This is a genomic window from Dialister sp. i34-0019-2H8 (assembly GCF_042846925.1).
Taxonomy (GTDB): Bacteria; Bacillota; Negativicutes; order Veillonellales; family Dialisteraceae; genus Dialister.
In genome coordinates, this window is record NZ_BAABYQ010000001.1 from 146,345 (window position 1) to 164,611 (window position 18,267).

At 53.7% G+C, this 18,267-nt stretch carries 16 protein-coding genes; 13 read left to right on the plus strand and 3 right to left on the minus strand.

The window, feature by feature from the left end; genetic code table 11:
* Positions 1-45 precede the first annotated feature (45 nt).
* Positions 46-1,797 carry a phosphoethanolamine transferase gene (locus tag ACGG9R_RS00505; protein ID WP_390150205.1) on the plus strand — a complete coding sequence of 584 codons (1,752 nt, stop codon included), beginning with the start codon at positions 46-48 and terminating at the stop codon, positions 1,795-1,797.
* A gap of 88 nt (positions 1,798-1,885) precedes the next feature.
* Here the strand turns inward: ACGG9R_RS00505 and ACGG9R_RS00510 are convergent, their stop codons facing one another.
* Positions 1,886-3,553 (minus strand): ribonuclease J, encoded by a 1,668-nt coding sequence (locus tag ACGG9R_RS00510; protein ID WP_390155016.1) that lies wholly within the window; start codon positions 3,551-3,553, stop codon positions 1,886-1,888.
* Between the two features lie 69 nt (positions 3,554-3,622).
* On the opposite strand from ACGG9R_RS00510, the gene ACGG9R_RS00515 reads away from it, so the two are divergent.
* The 10 genes from ACGG9R_RS00515 to ACGG9R_RS00560 all read left to right on the plus strand — a co-directional run bounded on the left by ACGG9R_RS00515 (position 3,623) and on the right by ACGG9R_RS00560 (position 14,860).
* On the plus strand, positions 3,623-3,814 hold the full coding sequence (locus ACGG9R_RS00515) for a hypothetical protein (protein ID WP_390150207.1): 192 nt from the start codon (positions 3,623-3,625) through the stop codon (positions 3,812-3,814).
* Positions 3,815-3,867: 53 nt separating this feature from the next.
* The gene (locus ACGG9R_RS00520; RefSeq protein ID WP_390150210.1) at positions 3,868-4,821 is read left to right on the plus strand and encodes a YybS family protein; all 954 of its coding nucleotides are present in this window, start codon (positions 3,868-3,870) and stop codon (positions 4,819-4,821) included.
* Positions 4,822-4,901: 80 nt separating this feature from the next.
* Entirely contained in the window at positions 4,902-5,093 is a 192-nt protein-coding gene (locus ACGG9R_RS00525; RefSeq protein WP_390150213.1) for a hypothetical protein, read from the plus strand.
* 129 nt (positions 5,094-5,222) lie between these two features.
* Positions 5,223-5,801, plus strand: coding sequence for a prepilin peptidase (locus tag ACGG9R_RS00530; RefSeq protein WP_390150216.1), 579 nt, complete (start codon positions 5,223-5,225; stop codon positions 5,799-5,801).
* Positions 5,737-6,243, plus strand: coding sequence for a hypothetical protein (locus ACGG9R_RS00535; RefSeq protein WP_390150219.1), 507 nt, complete (start codon positions 5,737-5,739; stop codon positions 6,241-6,243). Before ACGG9R_RS00530 ends, ACGG9R_RS00535 begins: the two co-directional genes overlap by 65 nt.
* A 500-nt stretch (positions 6,244-6,743) precedes the next feature.
* Positions 6,744-8,114 carry a replicative DNA helicase gene (gene dnaB, locus ACGG9R_RS00540; RefSeq protein ID WP_390155019.1) on the plus strand — a complete coding sequence of 457 codons (1,371 nt, stop codon included), beginning with the start codon at positions 6,744-6,746 and terminating at the stop codon, positions 8,112-8,114.
* 315 nt (positions 8,115-8,429) lie between these two features.
* Positions 8,430-8,792, plus strand: coding sequence for a type II secretion system protein (locus ACGG9R_RS00545; protein ID WP_390150221.1), 363 nt, complete (start codon positions 8,430-8,432; stop codon positions 8,790-8,792).
* Between the two features lie 416 nt (positions 8,793-9,208).
* Complete coding sequence (locus tag ACGG9R_RS00550; RefSeq protein WP_390150224.1) at positions 9,209-10,204, plus strand: L,D-transpeptidase; 996 nt, start codon at positions 9,209-9,211, stop codon at positions 10,202-10,204.
* Between the two features lie 478 nt (positions 10,205-10,682).
* On the plus strand, positions 10,683-12,746 hold the full coding sequence (locus tag ACGG9R_RS00555) for a transglycosylase domain-containing protein (RefSeq protein WP_390150226.1): 2,064 nt from the start codon (positions 10,683-10,685) through the stop codon (positions 12,744-12,746).
* Between the two features lie 536 nt (positions 12,747-13,282).
* On the plus strand, positions 13,283-14,860 hold the full coding sequence (locus ACGG9R_RS00560; RefSeq protein WP_390150229.1) for an IS1182 family transposase: 1,578 nt from the start codon (positions 13,283-13,285) through the stop codon (positions 14,858-14,860).
* Between the two features lie 134 nt (positions 14,861-14,994).
* On the opposite strand, the gene ACGG9R_RS00565 is transcribed toward ACGG9R_RS00560, so the two are convergent.
* On the minus strand, positions 14,995-15,510 hold the full coding sequence (locus ACGG9R_RS00565; protein ID WP_390150232.1) for a flavin reductase: 516 nt from the start codon (positions 15,508-15,510) through the stop codon (positions 14,995-14,997).
* A 236-nt stretch (positions 15,511-15,746) separates the two neighbouring features.
* Here ACGG9R_RS00565 and ACGG9R_RS00570 point away from each other — a divergent pair, with 236 nt between their 5' ends.
* Both ACGG9R_RS00570 and ACGG9R_RS00575 read left to right on the plus strand, forming a co-directional pair.
* Positions 15,747-16,004: a hypothetical protein gene (locus ACGG9R_RS00570; RefSeq protein WP_390150235.1), complete on the plus strand. Its 258-nt coding sequence runs from the start codon at positions 15,747-15,749 to the stop codon at positions 16,002-16,004.
* 3 nt (positions 16,005-16,007) lie between these two features.
* Positions 16,008-16,442, plus strand: coding sequence for a LuxR C-terminal-related transcriptional regulator (locus ACGG9R_RS00575; protein WP_390150238.1), 435 nt, complete (start codon positions 16,008-16,010; stop codon positions 16,440-16,442).
* A gap of 526 nt (positions 16,443-16,968) precedes the next feature.
* On the opposite strand, the gene ACGG9R_RS00580 is transcribed toward ACGG9R_RS00575, so the two are convergent.
* On the minus strand, positions 16,969-18,027 hold the full coding sequence (locus ACGG9R_RS00580) for an ADP-ribosylglycohydrolase family protein (protein ID WP_390150241.1): 1,059 nt from the start codon (positions 18,025-18,027) through the stop codon (positions 16,969-16,971).
* Positions 18,028-18,267: the final 240 nt, after the last annotated feature.

An 18,267-nucleotide genomic window follows, 5' to 3' on the forward strand; every position in this document is an offset into this window, starting at 1 on the left:
GTCATTCCTTCCGTGTGCTTCCCATGGGGGATAGCCGCATTTCTTATGTTTATTCTTCATTTCGGGGGAGACTTCCCTGATATCTACAGCTACGCACAGCCGCGTCTGGGCGCGGCTTTTGCGGTCATGCTCATCGTTTCCTTTGGGCTTTTTTCCGTTTTCAGTAAAGACTATCTGAAGCGGCTCCTGCCGTGGGCGGTGATCCTGCCGCTTCTTTGGGCGGGTACTTTTACTTGGGCGTATGGATTTGCTTCGCTGCCGGAGAAAAAACATTTGGGAGATTACTACGTGCTGGGGGCGTTGCTCTTTTCTCTGCCTTATGTGTATACGATCGGGCTTACGAAATGCGGCGGCTGTGTACGCGCGGCTTTGCAGGTCATGTACGGCGCTTTCAATTTTTTCATGCTGCTATTTCCGCTGATTTATATCAGTTATTATTGGCGATTCGGCGGAGAAATGGATCTCTTTGCTTTGATGGCTGTCCGCGCTACGCATTGGGAAGAGGTGAAGGAGTTCCTCAGCACCATGGGATCTCCTTTGTCGCTTGGATTGGCTATTGGTGTGCTCCTGCTGCTCCTGCTGGCAGCTTATGTGCTGACGCAACAGATGGGACGATGTGCGGAGAGCGGTGAGGCTTTATTGCGAGGCAATGGGAAGAAGGTCAAGGTCGGCCTGATCGTGATCTCCATCCTTTTCTTTGGCGGCTTTATCCGACAAATCATCCATGTATTCCCGATCAATTTATATCGTACAATGAACAGCAAGGGGAGCGAGTTTCAGCTTTTGCAGAATTTTAATACCAATCTGGATAAAAATACAGTCGGGTTGAAGCTTATAGATCCTGCGGATGGGCTGGATGAGGGGACACATATCGTCATCATCGGGGAGAGTGCAAATAGGGATCATTTGAAGGCATTCACGCCGAGCTATCCAGAAGACACGACACCTTGGCTTTCTTCTAAGGTCAATGATCCCGATTTTTCGTTGAACTACATGGCGTATTCGAATTTTCCGAATACCCTCATGTCGCTTTCGTATGCGATGACGAGTGCGAACCAGTATGGAGATATGGATCTGTCTCATGCGGTCAGTATGGTGGATGCGGCCCGGGCTGCAGGGTATCGCACGGACTGGATCTCTTTCCAGAATAGAAGCTCGCTCTCGAGCGCGGGCGTGACGCTGATCGCAGAGCGTAGTGATGCGTCCTTTTGGGAGAAAAATTATGATGAATATGCCGTCGATGTCATGAAGAAGCTGCCGCCGGCGAAGCGGCGTGTGCTTTTCATTAACATCATGGGCAGCCACTATACGTATCTGGCGCGCGTGCCGGCGGATCAGAGGGGTGCGCTGGGGATCTCTGAAAATGATCCCTACTATGGCTATGATCTGACGGTCGCGTATACTGATCGGGTCATCCGGGATATTTTCGAGTATGCCAAGGCACATATGAACTTAAAGTCGCTTGTCTATTTCTCTGACCATGGGGAGAATATGGAACATTTCCACTCCACTTCTCCATTTTTCTATGATATGGTACATATTCCATTTTTCGTCTATTTGTCGCCGGACTACCAGGCAGCGCATCCGTCTCTGATGCCGGCGCTGAAGAGTCATGAGAAACGGCCTTTCACCAATGATCTGGCTTTCGATACGGTCACGGGTCTGTGGCAGGCAAAGACGAATTTCTATCACGCTGCTTATGATATTTCTTCTCCGAACTATGCGATCACGATGGAGGATGCGAAGACGTTTGGTGGAAAGCGGATGGTGAAGGATGATCCGGCGCTGGCGAAATAGCGGATGCCTGAGGATCCATAGATGACACGATCCGACAATAAAAAATCCTCCCTCGGTGTGAAACCGAGGGAGGATTTTTTATTGCCATTTATTTCACTTCCTGGATGATGGTCAAGATCATCGGGCGGCGCTTGGTGCGGTCGAAGAAGTATTTGCCGAGGGCGTCTCTCACCTGGGTCTTGATGGCGTTCCATTCGGAGACGTTGCCGGCTTCGCAGCGGTCAAGGACGGACTCGATGCGTTCTCTGGCTTCGGTCAGGAGGGCTTCGCTGTCTCTCACGTAGACGAAGCCGCGGGAGACGATGTCGGGGCCGGCTAAGACTTGGTTGCTGCCTTTTTCGAGGGCGATGACGACGATGACGACGCCGTCCTGGGCGAGCTGCTGGCGGTCGCGGATGACGATGTTTCCTACGTCGCCTACGCCGAGGCCGTCGACGAAGACGGGGCCGGCCTGGACGCGCTGCGGATTGATCTTGCCGCCGCGGCTGGTGAATTCGAAGAGGGTGCCGTTTTCGCCGATCAGGATGTTTTTCTTTTCGACGCCGAGGCTTTCTGCGAGTTCTGCGTGGCTGACGAGCATGCGGTGTTCGCCGTGGACGGGGATGAAGTATTTCGGCTTGACGAGGGAGAGCATGGTCTTCAGGTCTTCCTGAGAGCCGTGGCCGGATACGTGGACGCGGGTGGTGGTGCTGGTGACGACGTGGGCGCCGAGGCGCATCAGGCTGTCGATGGTGCGGCCGACGCTGGTCTCATTGCCCGGGATCGGGGAGGCGGAGATGATGACGGTGTCGCCTGCGTGGATCTGGACCTGGCGGTGGGAGCCGTCGGCCATGCGGGAGAGGCCGGCCATCGGTTCGCCTTGGCTGCCAGTGGTCAGGATGCAGAGGCGGTCGTCTCTGTAGTGGCCAAGCTCTTCCGGCTCGATGAAGGTGCCTTCCGGGGCTTTGAGGTAGCCGAGCTCTTGGGCGATGCCGACGACGTTCACCATGGAGCGGCCGAAGACGCAGACTTTTCTTTTGTTAGCGACTGCTGCGTCGACGGCCATCTGGATGCGGGAGACGTTCGATGCGAAGGTGGCAAGGATGATGCGGCCTTTGGCATCGGCGTAAGCGCTCATGAGGGACTTGGATACGATGGCTTCGGAAGGGGTGTAGCCGGGATTCTGTGCGTTCGTGGAGTCGGCGAGGAGGCAGAGGACGCCTCTGTGGCCGAGCTCGGCGAGCTTGTACATGTCGGTGAGTTCGCCGTCGACCGGAGAGTGGTCGAATTTGAAGTCGCCGGTATGGACGATGGTGCCGACCGGGGTGCGCAGGTAGATGCCGCAGGAGTCCGGTATGGAGTGGCAGACGTGGAAGAAGCCGAATTTGAAAAGGCCTGTTTTGAATTCGTCACCGGGTTTGACGGTGTGCAGGTCGTAGTTTGTGATGTGTGCTTCTTTGAGTTTGCCTTCGATGAGGCCGCAGGTGAGGCGTGTGGCGTAGACCGGGGCGTTCACTTCGCGAAGCAGGTAGGAAAGGGACCCGATGTGATCTTCGTGTCCGTGGGTGATGAGGATGGCTTTGATCTCGTCTTTGTGTTCGATGAGGTAGGAAAAGTCAGGGATGACGATGTCGATCCCGAGCATGTCTTCTTCTGGGAATGCCATGCCTGCATCGATTACGATAATTTCGTCGCCGTAACGGAATACAGTCATGTTCTTCCCGATTTCTCCAAGGCCTCCTAATGGAATGATCTGTAATCTTGCTTTTGCCAAAATGGATAGAACCTCCTATTCAGTTGTCGGAGCCGGCAGTCGCCGGCTCTTAAAAAAATATTTTTGCATTGTATGTCAAAAATAAAAGCCGTTCATAGTCGCTTTTCCTATTATATCACATGGGGGAAGGAAATAGGGGATGCGAATGGAGAAAATAGTAAGGAGGAGAGAAGCATGATCGGCGGGCTTGGGGCTTTGCGCGATAAAAAGCAGCGATGCGCTTGGCGAGGAGGAAGCCTTTTCCTATTCTTTCTTCAAGTATGATAGAATATGGGTATAAAAAGGCGATATACATTTATATTCTGGAAGGAGTAGTTATGAATCAGTTCAAAGCGGGCGACACGAATGCGGTTGTCCTGGCAGGGATGTGTACGGCGCTGGCCGTGGTGCTTTCTATGGTGGGCTTCTATGTGCCGGGGATCTCTCTTCTGGCGCTGCTTTCGCTGCCGCTGCCGATCGCGTACATGGGGATCCGCGAGGGTGTGAAGTGGGCAGTGATCGCGACGTCGGGGATCATGATCCTGGACTCGGCGTTCTTCGGGATCACGACGGCGTTCTTTCTGGTGGTGATGTTCGGCTTCGCAGGGATCGCGATGGCGTACTGCTATCAGAAGCGCGCATCGGCGCTCCACACCTTTGGGACGATCGTGGTCGTGATGTTTTTCGCGATGCTTTTGAATCTTCTGGGTACGGTGGTCATGATGGGGATGCCCTGGGATCAGGTGTATGGAAGTACGCTGGATCAGATGCAGGGGATGGCGAAGGAAATGTCAGGTCTCATGGCGTCCGGGGATCAGCTGGATCAGGTGAATCAGCAGACGGAGGAAATGATCAAAACGATCCGAAAGATGATCCCGGCGGCGATGGTGATGGCACCGATGGTGCTCGCCTGGGCGGTGATGCAAATCGAGAAGGTGGTTTTCCGCCGTCTGGGGCTGACGGATTTTCCTCAGTTTCCTCCGCTGGAGCGCTGGCATTTCCCTCGCTGGGTACTGCTGCTCCTTCTTCTGTCTGTAGGGACGCAGTACATGCCGCTCACCGAGCAGGTGAAGGATCTTGCGTATAATGTGGGCGCGGTGTGCTACTTCGTGCTGTGGATCCAGGGGATCGCGACGCTCTGGTGGCTGCCGCATATCTATCCGGTGGTGAAGCGGCTGCGTCTGCTCATTGTCATCATTTCGATCTGGATCCCTCTCCTGCAGCTCTTCACGGTGTATCTCGGCGTGGCGGATATGGCGCTGAATTACAGGAAGAAGAGAGGGTATGAGTGAAATGAGGGCTCAGGGTTATCCCGTGGAGAGGCTCGCCCTTTGATTCCATTTGAAAATTTCGCTTGAATTAGAAATTAGAAATGAGAAATGCGAAATGGTGGTGCGGCTTCGCCGAGATCGATGACGAGGTCGCAGCTGTTCTGGCATTCGTTATCTCACATACGACGTTTCTCGCCGCTCAGGATAACGAAACGGGGCGATGCCCGAAGGTATGCGGAGAGCAGGTTTCCCGTTTCGAGCTTTACAAACATCGACCGCAGGGCCGCGAATGACAAAGATTTCTTGCTTGCGCTCGAAATGACGACACGAGAGAGCCCCGATGGCTCCTAGTCTTTTGGTCTTCTAGTCTCCTAATCCCTAGCTGCTAGTCACAAGTCACTAAACATCGAAAGGAGCTCCCTATGCGAATGTTCGACCTTCTGACGAGCGGTGTGATCTTTGCGGGGCGGCGGGGATGGGGCGTCGTGGCGGCGCTGGGACTTGCCTTTGGCGTGACACTTGCGCTGGGAGGCTCGTGGGCGAGATGGGTCTATCTGCTTTTCCTGCTCTTTCCGGCGCTGGAGGATGCGCGGACGGGGTATGTGTCGGATGGCTGGCCGCTCGTTCTTTCGGTGTGCGGCGCTTTACTGATGCTCTCCCGGGGGGCGTTTCTCCTCTGTCTTTTGACGGGCGTAGGAATGGGGGCGCTCTATGGACTGCTGTATCTGATCTCTAAGCGATCTCTTGGGCTTGCGGATGTGTTTCTGGCCGCGGCCTCTTCGCTTTGGCTGCTGCCGATGTATGGTCTTCTTTCTCTATGGCTGACATCGCTGGCGGCCCTTTTATGGTGTGCGTTTTTGCTTCTGCGGGGACGGCTGGGGCGAAGGACGGAGATCCGCTTCGTGCCCTTCCTGGCGATCGGAGGTGCTTTGGCGTATGGGGTGCAGGAAACGGTGGGAATGGCTTTCCTTCTCGCATCGCTCGGGCTTTCTTCTCTTTGAGCTGCTGCTCGTCCTTTTCCTCTTTGCGCTCGCCTCTGCGGCAGCGGTGCCGATGCTCTGGGACTGGCAGGAGGAGAGGGAGCTCGATCTTGCATCGGAGGAGGTGGCTTCGGCGATCCGTGAGGCACAGATGATGGTGAAAAGCGGTCATGAGGATATAACCATGGCGGCGATGTCGGTCACCTTCTACTGCGACGAGGAGGCGGGGCGTGTGTCGTACCTCACCAAGCGCGGGGTGAAATTCATCCAGCCGCGGGGGACGCTGTCTGCCAATATCCGTGCAGGGGGAAGGCTCTATGTCGTCTTCCGCAAGGATGGCTTCGCGGGCTCGGAAGGAAATGGGAAGTATACCATGCGGCTCCGGACGAAGGATGGAAAGCATGAGAAGGAGATTACAGTCGCTATGTATACGGGGCGTGTCAGGGTGACGAGGATCAAATGAGGAATGAGGAATGCGGAATGAAGGTGGCGGCTTCGCCGCAATTTTTAGGGAAACACTGATTAAATCGCTGTCCGAACAAACGTAGAATGACGCCCTATCCCCCCAGCATCGCTTCGCTCGCCGGCCCCTTCCTAAGGAAGGGGCTCTTTTGCGTATCGGGGGGAGGTTTCTCGTTTAGAAAGTTCCTCATACCATTCGATTGTCCGCAAACAAAAAAGATTCCTCGACTTCGCTCGGAATGACGATACGGGAGTACCGCTTGGTTTAAAACTTGCGGCGCCTTATAAATATGATGCGCCGCACCACAACCCTGAACCCATCAACCTGAACCCGCCCCCTCTCCTGTCCACCACACATGTTCTCTTGAACCTACTTTCTTGAACCCGTATAATGAAACCATGATTTCATATAAAGGAGGAAGCGTTGTGGCAGAGAACGAGAACAAGCCGAAGGGAAATTGGAAGAAAGAGGGCTGGGGGAAGAAGCCGGACACGGATACGATGATCGTGACGCGCATTCCGCCGCAGAATATAGACGCAGAAAAGTCCGTCCTGGGGGCGATGCTGCTCGACAAGGACGCGATCATGACGGCCGAGGACAAGCTGACGGCCGCGGATTTCTACCGCGAAGCGAATGCGATCGTATTTCAGGCGATCCTGAATCTGGCGCACAAGGGCGAGCCGGCGGATATCCTGACGGTGACGGAAGAGCTGAAGCGCATGGGGCGTCTGGATGATGTGGGGGGCGTCCTCTATGTCAATGATCTGCCGGCGAATGTGGCTACCACGAAGATGGTAGACCGCCACGCTGACATCGTCGCAAACAAGGCGAAGCTCCGGCGGCTGATCGATGCAGCCGGCGTCATCACGGATGAGGCGTACTCGGAGCGTGATGATGTCGAGGATATCACGGACAATGCGGAGAAAACGATCCTTGCCGTGACGCGGGATGATCGCCGCTCGGATTTCACCTCGATCGGCGAGGCGGTGCAGAATGAGCTGCAGGAGATCACGCGGAAATTCAAAAACAAGGAGTCCATCACCGGGCTTCCGAGCGGATTCCCTTCCCTTGATGCGCTGACGAGCGGCTTCCAGAAGGGCGACTTCATCATCGTGGCGGCGCGCCCATCCATGGGTAAGACGGCTTTTGTGCTGAATATCGCGAAGAACATGAGCATTTCCTCGGCGCACAAGCACGTCGCCTTCTTCTCGCTGGAAATGTCACGCGAGCAGCTCGTGCAAAGACTGCTCTGCTCGACCGCGCTCGTCGACAGCGCGAAGCTCCGCACCGGGCGGATCTCCACGCAGAAGGAGTGGGACCAGCTCGCCTCTGCGGCCAGCGTCCTTATGGATGCGCCGCTCTTCATCGATGATACGCCGGGCGTCTCCGTTTCGGAGATCCGCTCCAAGTGCCGCCGCCTCAAGGCGGAGCAGGGGCTCGACATCATCATGATCGACTATCTTCAGCTCATGCAGGCGAAGAATACGCTCCGAAACGGAGATAACCGCCAGCAGGAGATCTCCGAGATCTCCCGATCGCTGAAGAGTCTGGCGCGTGAGCTGAATGTCCCGGTCATCGCTCTTTCGCAGCTGTCCCGAAGCGTCGAGGCCCGTCAGGACCATCGACCGCTCCTTTCTGACCTGCGAGAATCCGGCTCTCTGGAGCAGGATGCGGACATGGTGTCCTTCCTCTTCCGTCCCGCGTACTACGACCGCGACATGGAGGATGACAATCCGCAGAAAAATGAGACGGAGATCATCCTCGCCAAGAACCGCAACGGCCCCGTCGATACGGTGAAGCTCCTCTTCGCCGGCCAGTTCACGCTCTTCTATGAACTCACCAATCAGGAACCGCCGCCGGATATGATGTGAGCAGGGGATCAGGGTCAGGGTTAGCCAGTGGGGCGTGCCGCCCTTTGATTATGTTTGAAAGCTTCGTTTGAATGAGAAATTAGAAATGAGAAATGCGAAATGGTGGTGCGGCGCCAGATCCTTCGACTCAGTTCTCACTGTTCCGCCTTTACATGATCGAACATCCGGCATTTCACTCCGCTCAGGATGACGAAATGCGCCGCGGAGTATAAATCATGATGATGTCCGAAGGTTGTATTTAGTCACTAGTCACCAGTCACTCCTAATCCCTAATCCCCAATCCCTAATCCCTGGCTCTTTTCCTAAGGAGGCAAAATGAAAACACATCGCGGCTTCCTCATGGTCTGGGCACTCGCAGGGATCACGGTCATCCTGATCCTTGCCGGCAGCGTCGCGCTGACGCTTTCGCAGGCGATGCGCCGGGAGGTCAGGATGGAGATCGCGACCGATGAAGCGCTCATTGTACAGGAAGCGCTGGAGCAGGGGAAAGCGGCGGTGCGCTTTGGTACGCCGCTTTCCATCTCAAAAGGAGACGTGGTAAGGAATGGGAGAACGTACCGCGTAGATTTCCATCAGGAAGAGACCGCAGTAGAGGGAGCCGCCGTCATCCGCCTTTCCTGTGAAGTCACGCATGAAAGCGGGGAGACCTACCGAGCCGAGACGCTGGTGGATCGGTGATTGATAGTTGGGGACTAGTGACTAGTAGCTAGTGACTGGGGATTGGGTTTCAAAGAACTCCTCCCAGCTGAGCAGCCCCTTGAAGAAGGGGCGCGTCGAAGGCGGAGGATAGAGTGCCTCGCAGAGGCACCATTCATCATAGCCGCATCCCTTCCTCTGCGTCAGACGTTTTACTTGCTATCCCCTATATCCGCTGACCGTTCTGCGGAATTCTGCCCCTTCGGGGCAGTCCATCCCGGCCTTTGGCCGCCCCCTTCTCCAAGGGGGAACGCATGAAAGAGTATCCCTATTCCTCTTTCATCCCCTCGCGAGGTAACGATACGAGGACACCGCTTTCTCATGGCCTGCGGGCAAATCTTGAACCCTCTGCTAAACATGTTATAATAAAGAGAAATCAATGCAAAGGTGGGGTTTCTTTGTTGAAAAAAATACTCATGACCATGGCGCTCTGCGCCGCCAGTGCCATGCCTTTTGTTTCCGATGCGAAGGACAATGCGGGCGCCCAGCTCCTTGCTCAGGCGGAAGCGACGCAGGGAAAAGCGGAAGACACGCTGAAGAGACCGGCTTTCGAGGACAAGCGGATCGAGATCAATCTGGCGAGCCGCCTTCTCACCCTGTATCAGGGGGACGTCGGCATCCGCATGTATCCTGTCGCACCGGGCAAGCCGGATTCTCCGACACCGACCGGGCGGCGCAAGGTGGTCGATATGGAGATCAATCCGACCTGGGTCGATCCGGATGATCCGAAGACCGAGGTGCCGTCGGGGCCGGACTGTCCGCTCGGCTACCGCTGGATCGGGATCGGCGGTAATTATGGGATCCATGGGACGAATGTGCCGTCCTCCATCGGCGGCTACGCCTCCCACGGCTGTGTCCGCATGTACGAGAAGGATGTCGAAGACCTCTTCGATCACATCGTGAAGGGGATCCCTGTCGACATCAAGTATGAACGTGTCGTGGCAGAGATGGATCCGGACAAAACCGTCGTTTACTACGTATACCCTGACGGCTATGGGCGAGAGCCGCTCGAGATCTCTGATGTCAGAAAGAAACTGGCGGAGCTGGGGGCGGGCGGTCTTGCTGATGATGCGAGCATCCAGCAGGCGATCGACAGTTCGGACGGACAGCCTCGCTATGTGGCAAAGGTCTATGACCTGTATCTCAAAGGAAAGTTGCTCGATGTCCACGCCTATGGCAAGGACGGACACGTGTATCTTCCCGTGATGGCCATCGCGAAGGCCGCCGGCATCCGCACGGAGTGGTCGCCGAACTGGAAGCGCTTCACCACCACCTTCGGAAAGGCACCCGGCCTCAAGAGAGGGAAATATATCTATATCGATGCGAGTGATGCGCCGGCGCTTTTTCGCCTCACGGGGCATCTGGATGAGAAGCATAATTTCATACTGGAATGAGAAGATCCGCTCTGGAAGGGGCGGATTTTTTGTGCTGGGGATTGGTGACTAGTGACTAGGGATTAGGGATTAGAAATCTCAAGTGACTAGTGACTGGTGACTAGGGACTGGTGACTAGTGGCTAGGAGACTAGGAGGCATTAGACTCTCTCGTATCGTCATTTCGAGCGAAGCGAGAAATCTTTGTCATTCGCGACCCCGCGGTCGATGTTTGGAGAACTCAAAACGGGAAACCTGCACTCTCCAAGACCTTCGGGCATCGCCCCATAAATGTTCGCGGCGAAGCCGCCACCACAACCTTGAACCTTGAACCTTGAACCCTGAACCCACAACCCTGAACCCTTGAGCCCTGAACCATTAAACCCTGTTTCTGTTTCTCATTCCCAACCTGTGTTATAATATAGATACTTGTATGCCCATTGCGTTTTTTGATGAAATAGGAAGAACGCGATTTACATTTTCGATCACAGGAGCGATCTATGAAGAATTCAGATATTCGCAGGGAGCAGCCGAAGAAGCGATCCACTTTCAAGAAAGTGCTGGTCTTTCTCTTCGTGATCTGCTTCATCGCAGCTGCGGGCGCGGCGGCCGGATTTTTTGTGTCTGTCTCGAGCCATCTGCCGGACGTGGCAGGAAACATTACGCCGAATGCGTCCTCGCGCATCTATGATGACAAGGGACGGCTCATCACGACCGTCCATGCGGAAGAGAACCGCATCCCGGTGCCGATCTCTCAGGTGCCGCAGAATCTGCAGAATGCATTCGTCGCGGCCGAGGATGTGCGTTTCTATGAGCATCATGGCGTCGATCCGCGCGGCATCCTGCGTGCGGTCTTTGCGAATCTGACGAGCGGCAATGCGACAGGGCAGGGCGGTTCGACCATCACCCAGCAGCTCGCGCGCAATGCCTTCCTCACGCAGGAGCAGACGCTGAAAAGAAAGCTGCTCGAAGTGGTGCTGGCTTTTGAGATCGAAAGCAAGTACACCAAGAAGCAGATCCTGGAAATGTACATGAACCAGATCTATTTCGGTCAGGGCTGCTATGGCATCCAGACCGCGGCGCATGTGTATTTCGGGAAGGATGTGAAGGATCTCTCGCTCTCGCAGTGTGCGATGCTGGCAGGCCTTCCGAACAGTCCGAACTATTACTCGCCTTTCCGCAGTTTGGAAGCAGCAAAGTACCGTCAGGGCATCGTACTCGATCAGATGGCGAAGTACGGCTACATTTCCGCAGCGGACGCACAGGCGGCGAAAGCGGCCGATGTGCATCTGGCCAAGCAGAACAAAGGAAAATCCGGTGCGGGGACCGCGCAGTATTTCATCAACTATGTCATCCAGTCCATCAGCGATAAGTATGACTCGGATGCGATCTACAAAGAAGGACTGCAGGTCTACACCACGCTGAATCTCGACATGCAGAAGGAAGCAGAGAAGGCACTCGCTGCCGAGCTGCCGAAAGGGAATAAGAACAGCAAGGGTCTCACCCAGCCACAGGGAGCGCTCGTCACCATCGAGACAGGTACGGGCCATGTCAAAGCCATGGTCGGCGGACGCGGTGAAGACCAGTTCAACCGCGCGACACAGATGGTCCGTCAGCCGGGCTCGGCCTTCAAGCCGTTCGTGTATCTGACGGCGTTTGAAAACAAGTACAGCCCTTACGATACCATCAGCAATGAGAAAAAGACCTATGCGGGCGGCTGGACGCCGAAGAATTACGGCGGCACCTCGGGCGGCAAGGTGACGCTCGAAGAAGCGCTCGTACATTCCATGAATATCCCGACCATTGACCTCGCAGACAAGGTCGGCATGTCGAAGATCCTCGCTACTGCGGAGGCCTGCGGCATTTCTACCCTCGTAAAGGACGGCAAGGCGAATGATAACAACCTCGCGGCCTCCATCGGCGGCTTGACCAATGGCGTCTCCCTGATCGATATGGCGAAGGCGTATAGCGTCTTTGCGAATGGCGGCAAGCTCGTCGAACCGACGGCGATCCTGAAGGTCGTCGATCGCAATGGCAATGTGCTCGAGGACCATTCGCAGGCCGCTCCCGGCAAGCAGGTCGTGAGTGAAAATGCGGTATATCGTCTGACCAGCATTCTGGAAGAGGTCGTTTCCAGAGGCACCGGCGGCAACGCCTCTATCGGACGCACCGCAGCCGGCAAGACCGGGACCACTGATGATGAGCACGATGCCTGGTTCGTCGGCTACACGCCGGAGCTCGTCACCGCGGTCTGGATCGGCGACGATACCTCGACCAATGCTGGCTACACCGGTGGTACGATCCCGGCAGCCATCTGGCGCGATTTCATGAGCGTGGCTCTTGGTCAGTACAAGTCGAAGTCTTTCGAGATTCCGGATTCTGTACGTGCTGAAATGGCAAAAGCCCGTGAGGCACAGGCGAAGAAGGAAGCCGAAGACAAAGCCAAGGCAGAAAAAGAGAAGAAGGATAAGGAAAAGAAATCCGCCGGCAGCAAGCTCCTCGACCGCATCACCGGAAAAACACCGGCGAAGCCGCAGGAGGGAACGGATAAGCCGACGAATTGAGAGTTCACGGTTCCATAAAAATCCCGCTATCTTGAAAGATAGCGGGATTTTTACGTGGAGGATCATGGATGCCATGTCGGGGGCTGGAGACTAGGGAAACACTGATTCAATCGTTGTCAGATTTTACTCTTGAAATTTTATGCATAGCGAGGAATAGACTGACGCGAATAGCGAGCTATTTAAGGAAGGTTATGACGAAGCCATGTATAAAAATTCTTGTAAAATCTGACTCTGCGATTTAATCAGCGTTTCCCTCGGACTCACGCTTTCTCCACATGTGCCGCGCCCTTTTCCGCTTTCATCATCCTCTTTCATACCGCCAGTGCCCTATCCGCCCCTTCGGGGCACTTTCCCCTAGAGAAGAAGGCTGCGATACGAGGATATCATCCTCTAAAAAGGCGGCGAAGCCGCCTCCATCCCATGGGCTGCCTCTTGCATCGAAAAAGGAGCTGTGAAATAATAGCTCCATGAACACAAAAAAGGACTTTCGATTTTTGCGAATCAAAAGTCCTTTTTTGTGTTAGAATTTAACTGCAATGAAAAACCTAACTGTGTATTATAGTACTCCCAAACAGGGAATTTTACCAGCATTTTTTTCTGAGTGCCTAGATATCACAGATCCGGTTTTCACGTTTGACAGATTTATGGAGGAAATCGATTTACGCAAATATCTGAGCAAACTCCCTGCTCATAAGTTGGGAAGAATCAGATATAATCCCGTCAATATGTTGAAAACGGTTCTGTTCGGGTTTATGGATGAAGGATGCATCTCTCTCAGAAAGCTGGAAGACAATTGCAAAGTCAATATCCGCTATAAATACCTTATGGACGGTAAACGCCCGTCCTATCGGACTTTCGGATATTTCATCAATACTGTCCTGATGAATCAAGCTGAATCGCTCTTTTATGAAATCACCCAGGAAATCATCACCAAAGAACATGTGGACCTGGACCACCTTTATATCGATGGCTCCAAATTCGAAGCCAATGCCAACAAGTACTCCTGGGTCTGGAAAAAAGGTACGGAGAAGTCGAGATTCCGTCTGTATACCAAAATTTCAGCACTCCTGGAAGAAATCAATGGAATGTTGGGCTGTAGTGGTCTGAAAGTCGAGATCAATTCAGAATATGCTCCTGAATATCTGGAGCTCATCCTGAGCAAACTTCATGAAATCTGGAGCCTGGACGAGGAAAAATTTGTCCATGGCAAAGGGCACCATAAGAGTCCGGAACAGCGGAATTACGAAAAGCTAAAAATGTATCTGCATAAAATCAAGGAATATGGGGAAAAGTTGAGTATCTGTGGAGAGAATCGTAACAGCTATTCTAAAACGGATCATTCAGCTACGTTCATGCGGATCAAGAGAGACTACATGGGGAACGACCAGCTGCTGCCGGCATATAACGTCCAAGTTGGCATAGCCGATGAATACATAGCAGTCCTTGACGTAAACCAGTACAGGTCAGATATGGACTGCTTCGTTCCCCTTCTGGAAAAGTTTTATGAGCACCATGAGATATATCCAAAATATCCAGTAGCTGACGCAGGGTATGGTTCATTTAATAACTATCTGTACTGCAGCAAACATGGGATGGAAGCCTGTATGAAATTTCCCATGTTCTTCAAAGAAACGACGAACAAGAAGTATCGCGAGGACCCATTCCGTGCAGTCAATTTCAAGACGACGGTGGATGGAGCGCTGCTCTGTCCCAATGGAAAGAAGTTCAAATTCGTCTACAGGAAAAACATTCGAGGCAACCAATATGGCCGTCAGGAAGAAATCTATGAATGTGAGGACTGCAGTGGCTGTCCTTATGCAGAACGTTGCAAGAAAACACCTCATAACAGACGGATCAGCCTGAATCGTGAACTTACAAAGGTCCATGTTGAAGTCATTGGACGATTGACAGATACCCGTGGATTTCTGCTAAGGAGGAACCGTGCGATCCAGGCAGAAGGTACTTTCGGAGTGATGAAGAACGACCGGGAATATGACCGGATTGTCCGAAGAGGTATGGATTCAGTGAAAATGGAAGTGTTTTTGGTTTCTATTGGCTTCAACCTGTACAAATACCATAGGAAGCAACAGGCACATATGGATATGGCAGCTTAATTTTAAAAAGCCAATTTTTGGGGGGAAAGGGGGAAGTATGCCCTTTTCCTCTTGTTTTTTACTACCAGGAGTGAAAAGGACACAAAAGAAGGAGCTATGAAGAAATGAATCTTCATTTCTTCACAGCTCCTTTTTTATTCTTTCACCAGTACCTTTTCGATCGCACCGATGTACATGGTGTGGAAATTTCCTGCTTCCTTTCCATCGTACCAGCGCTTTTCCATAGACGGATCGAGGAAGGTTTTGTCGTCGAGCTTTGTCTGAAGCATTTTCCGGCACACGAGGATCACATCTGCTTCCGCTACGCCGCAGGTGCCGTCCACGGGATAGGGATGGAGACCGCATGCTTCCCACTTGTCACCATCGTGACCCGAGTGGGAGCCCATGTATCCCAGCTCTTTCTTATAGCTTTCCGGAAGTGCCGAGATAGTGAAGGTCTCCTTCGCATCGATGAATTCCTTCGTGCAGCGGTTCTGCCGGATATAGATGGTCGCTGCGTCCTTGCCCCACCATACGCCAAGGCCGCCCCAGCTGACGGTCATGGTATTCGATGCCTTTTCATCCCCTGCCGTCACCAGGAACCAGCCCTTGCCGATCTGTGTGAATGGATTCCAAGTCAGTTCTTCTGCTTTGATTTCTTTAAAAGCCATGATATCGCTCCTTTTGTAAATGGTTTTAGCTGGTTTTATTATAGCACAGATGGTCATAGCCGCGGAGAAGGTGCGAGGCATGTCCGCTGCCAGGGCCTTCCGTGGGGAGGGGATCACGCATGTCCATGACATAAGAAAGGCGGCACGGCCTTCCAGCCCCCATCCAATGGCAGCAGTCCGGTGGCTTACGGCCATTTTTCTTTTATGCTATAATACGGACATTAAGGGGGAGCGTTATGGAGGAGACAAAGAGGAAGTACTGGGAAAAGGAAGCGATACGCATCAGTGAGATGATGCATCGCGGATTCTATGAAAAGACGATCCATCCCAAGGATCTGGATGGCTATCTGTCACAGGAAAGCTTCAGCTGGATCGGCGCCGTAGAGGGCGAGAACTATCTGAGCAAGAAAGACGCCATCACTGCTTTCTCTCGCCAGCGCGATCTGCAGGAGGTCCCGCTGATCGGTGTGGGAAAAGGCCGCTACCGCGTGTAGTGGGTGAGCGACACTGTCCTTCTGGTCCTTTCCATCATTCCTCTTTCGACGAAGAAGGAAACAGGGCTTCTTCTCTCGGAGAACCAGCGCAGCACCATGATCTTTCATATCGAGGAGGATGCACTTCGCATCGTGCATATCCATGTATCAAATCCGTGGAGCATGATGCCTGACAAGAAACAGTTTCCCCGCTCGCAAGGCCGCTCAAACTATGAGTATGTCCAGCAGGTGCTCTCCGAACGGACGCTTTCCCGCTATCCCGACCTTTCGCCCCGGCAGAAGCTCATCTTAGAGCTTCTCTCTCAAGGAAAAACATATAAGGCCATTGCCGAAGCGCTCTCCATCTCGCCCCGCACCGTCCGCTACCATGTGAATGAGCTGCTCACAAAGTTCAAGGTGCGTACAAGAGCGGAGCTGCTCACAGCGGTGCAGAAGTGAGCAGGCGGGCCTCACGGGAAAGACGCTTCGCCCTGAAATGACATGGAGAGAGTCTCTCCATTCACTAAAGGAAACGCTGATTAAATAGCAGAGTCAGATTTTACAAGAATTTTTATACATAGCTTCGTCATAACCTTCCTTAAATAGCACGCTATTCGCGTCAGATTATTCCTTGCTATGCATAAAAATTTAAGAGTAAAATCTGACAACGATTTAATCAGTGTTTCCTAAAAAAGGCGATGTGAAATAACGATCATCTCATTTTCGCGTTCCATCTGCCGTGGGGGACTTGCAGCTCTCATAGGAGTGACCGGGAAACCTTATCCCAGCTGTCTTTCATGCCATAGTCACCCTATCCGCCCCTTTCGGGCACCTTCCCCTAGAGGGGAAGGCTGCGATACGAGAATACTATCTTCTAAAAAAGGCGGCGAAGCCGCCACGAGAGCCCTGAACCCTGAACCAAATGAAAGCAAAGTAAAAAGGGGCTGTGAAGAAATGGGGATTCATTTCTTCACAGCCCCTTTTTTTATGGATTATATTTCTGATATACATAGAAGAGCTTGTCGGACATGAAGGAGATGACATTCTGTCCCTCCAGGATATCGGCCCAATAGTCAGGCATGAAGGCGGTGCCGAAGCGGGCGCCTTCGATGGCTCCTGTCACGGCGGCCGTGGTATTGCTCTTGCCGCCATGGTTGGCAGCGGTGATGAGTGCATCGAGCGGATCATCAAGCGCGAGGACGGAGTAGATGGCGATGGCGAGGGCTTCATCGGCATTTGCGCCGCTTCCCAGGGAGGCGATGCTGTCGATGTGGTCCCATGTGCCGCTCTTTCCGGCGGGGCGGGCATTCGCCTGCTCGACCGCGGCGGTGAGGAGACCGATGATGCCTGTCGTCTTGTGCTGCTTCGAGAGGAGGACGGTCACACGCTCCAGAGACTTCGGCAGCGTCAGGCCATAGGTGAGACAGGAAATGAGCGCGGCCAGAGCGCCGGCGCTGTAGTAGGCTGTCGGATTTGAATGAGAGAGCGCAGCGAGCTTCACCGCAGTGTCGAAGGCGAGCTTCTCATCACCGGCAAAAAGGAGACCCACAGGGACGGCTCTCATGAGAGCGGCGCTGCCCTTGCTGTCATTCACCTTGAGCTTCGTCGAGCCGCGGCCGTCTTTTGAGAAGGCGGAGAGCAGCCCTTCCTCCGGATTGCGGCGGGCGTGCATGAATTTTTCTCGGACGAGGCAGAATTCTCTTTCATGCGGCTGGCGGCGCATCCATGTCTTCTGTCCGCGGCGCGGTTCTTCGCCCGTCTGGCTGTAAAACCAGCGCATGTATCCGCGGTACACCCCTTCCAAGATATCCAGCTTCTTGGCATCTGCCCATAAGATCCCATCGATCGTTGCCAGTACCATCTGGGTGTTGTCTGACACAGGCGCTAGTTTTCCATTCTTCGCGTCCCGCACCAGCGTGCGCAGCCCGAAAGGCCCGAAGCGGCGCTGGATACGACTGACGGAAAAACTTTGCAGCGGATAACCTAACGCATCACCGCAGGCTCCTCCGAGAAGCGCTCCGCGAAATTGATCTATCCCTGCCATGGTATCCTCCTTTTCTTGAAATACAGCTTTCCCCTGTGGGTGATCCTTGATCGGCGAAGAGAAGCGTCCCGGGCAGGGGATCTCTTCTGCTTCATCACATCATCCTTGGATAAGCGGCCGGTACCCCGGTCCGCCTTACAGGGAAAGAAAAGTTTCTGACAATCGCTTGCAGAAACCTCTACTTGTGCGGAAATCAGACGCTGATACCCGTACTGTATCATATTAATTCTATTATAGCAT

Bases quoted from the DNA above. Each gene is read 5' to 3' on its own strand.
- ACGG9R_RS00505 (WP_390150205.1), top strand. From the start codon at position 46: ATGTTTATTCTTCATTTCGGGGGAGACTTCCCTGATATCTACAGCTAC.
- ACGG9R_RS00515 (WP_390150207.1), top strand. From the start codon at position 3,623: ATGTCAAAAATAAAAGCCGTTCATAGTCGCTTTTCCTATTATATCACA.
- ACGG9R_RS00520 (WP_390150210.1), top strand. From the start codon at position 3,868: ATGAATCAGTTCAAAGCGGGCGACACGAATGCGGTTGTCCTGGCAGGG.
- ACGG9R_RS00525 (WP_390150213.1), top strand. From the start codon at position 4,902: ATGAGAAATGCGAAATGGTGGTGCGGCTTCGCCGAGATCGATGACGAG.
- ACGG9R_RS00530 (WP_390150216.1), top strand. From the start codon at position 5,223: ATGCGAATGTTCGACCTTCTGACGAGCGGTGTGATCTTTGCGGGGCGG.
- ACGG9R_RS00535 (WP_390150219.1), top strand. From the start codon at position 5,737: ATGGGGTGCAGGAAACGGTGGGAATGGCTTTCCTTCTCGCATCGCTCG.
- dnaB (WP_390155019.1), top strand. From the start codon at position 6,744: ATGATCGTGACGCGCATTCCGCCGCAGAATATAGACGCAGAAAAGTCC.
- ACGG9R_RS00545 (WP_390150221.1), top strand. From the start codon at position 8,430: ATGAAAACACATCGCGGCTTCCTCATGGTCTGGGCACTCGCAGGGATC.
- ACGG9R_RS00555 (WP_390150226.1), top strand. From the start codon at position 10,683: ATGAAGAATTCAGATATTCGCAGGGAGCAGCCGAAGAAGCGATCCACT.
- ACGG9R_RS00560 (WP_390150229.1), top strand. From the start codon at position 13,283: ATGAAAAACCTAACTGTGTATTATAGTACTCCCAAACAGGGAATTTTA.
- ACGG9R_RS00565 (WP_390150232.1), bottom strand. From the start codon at position 15,510: ATGGCTTTTAAAGAAATCAAAGCAGAAGAACTGACTTGGAATCCATTC.
- ACGG9R_RS00570 (WP_390150235.1), top strand. From the start codon at position 15,747: ATGGAGGAGACAAAGAGGAAGTACTGGGAAAAGGAAGCGATACGCATC.
- ACGG9R_RS00580 (WP_390150241.1), bottom strand. From the start codon at position 18,027: ATGGCAGGGATAGATCAATTTCGCGGAGCGCTTCTCGGAGGAGCCTGC.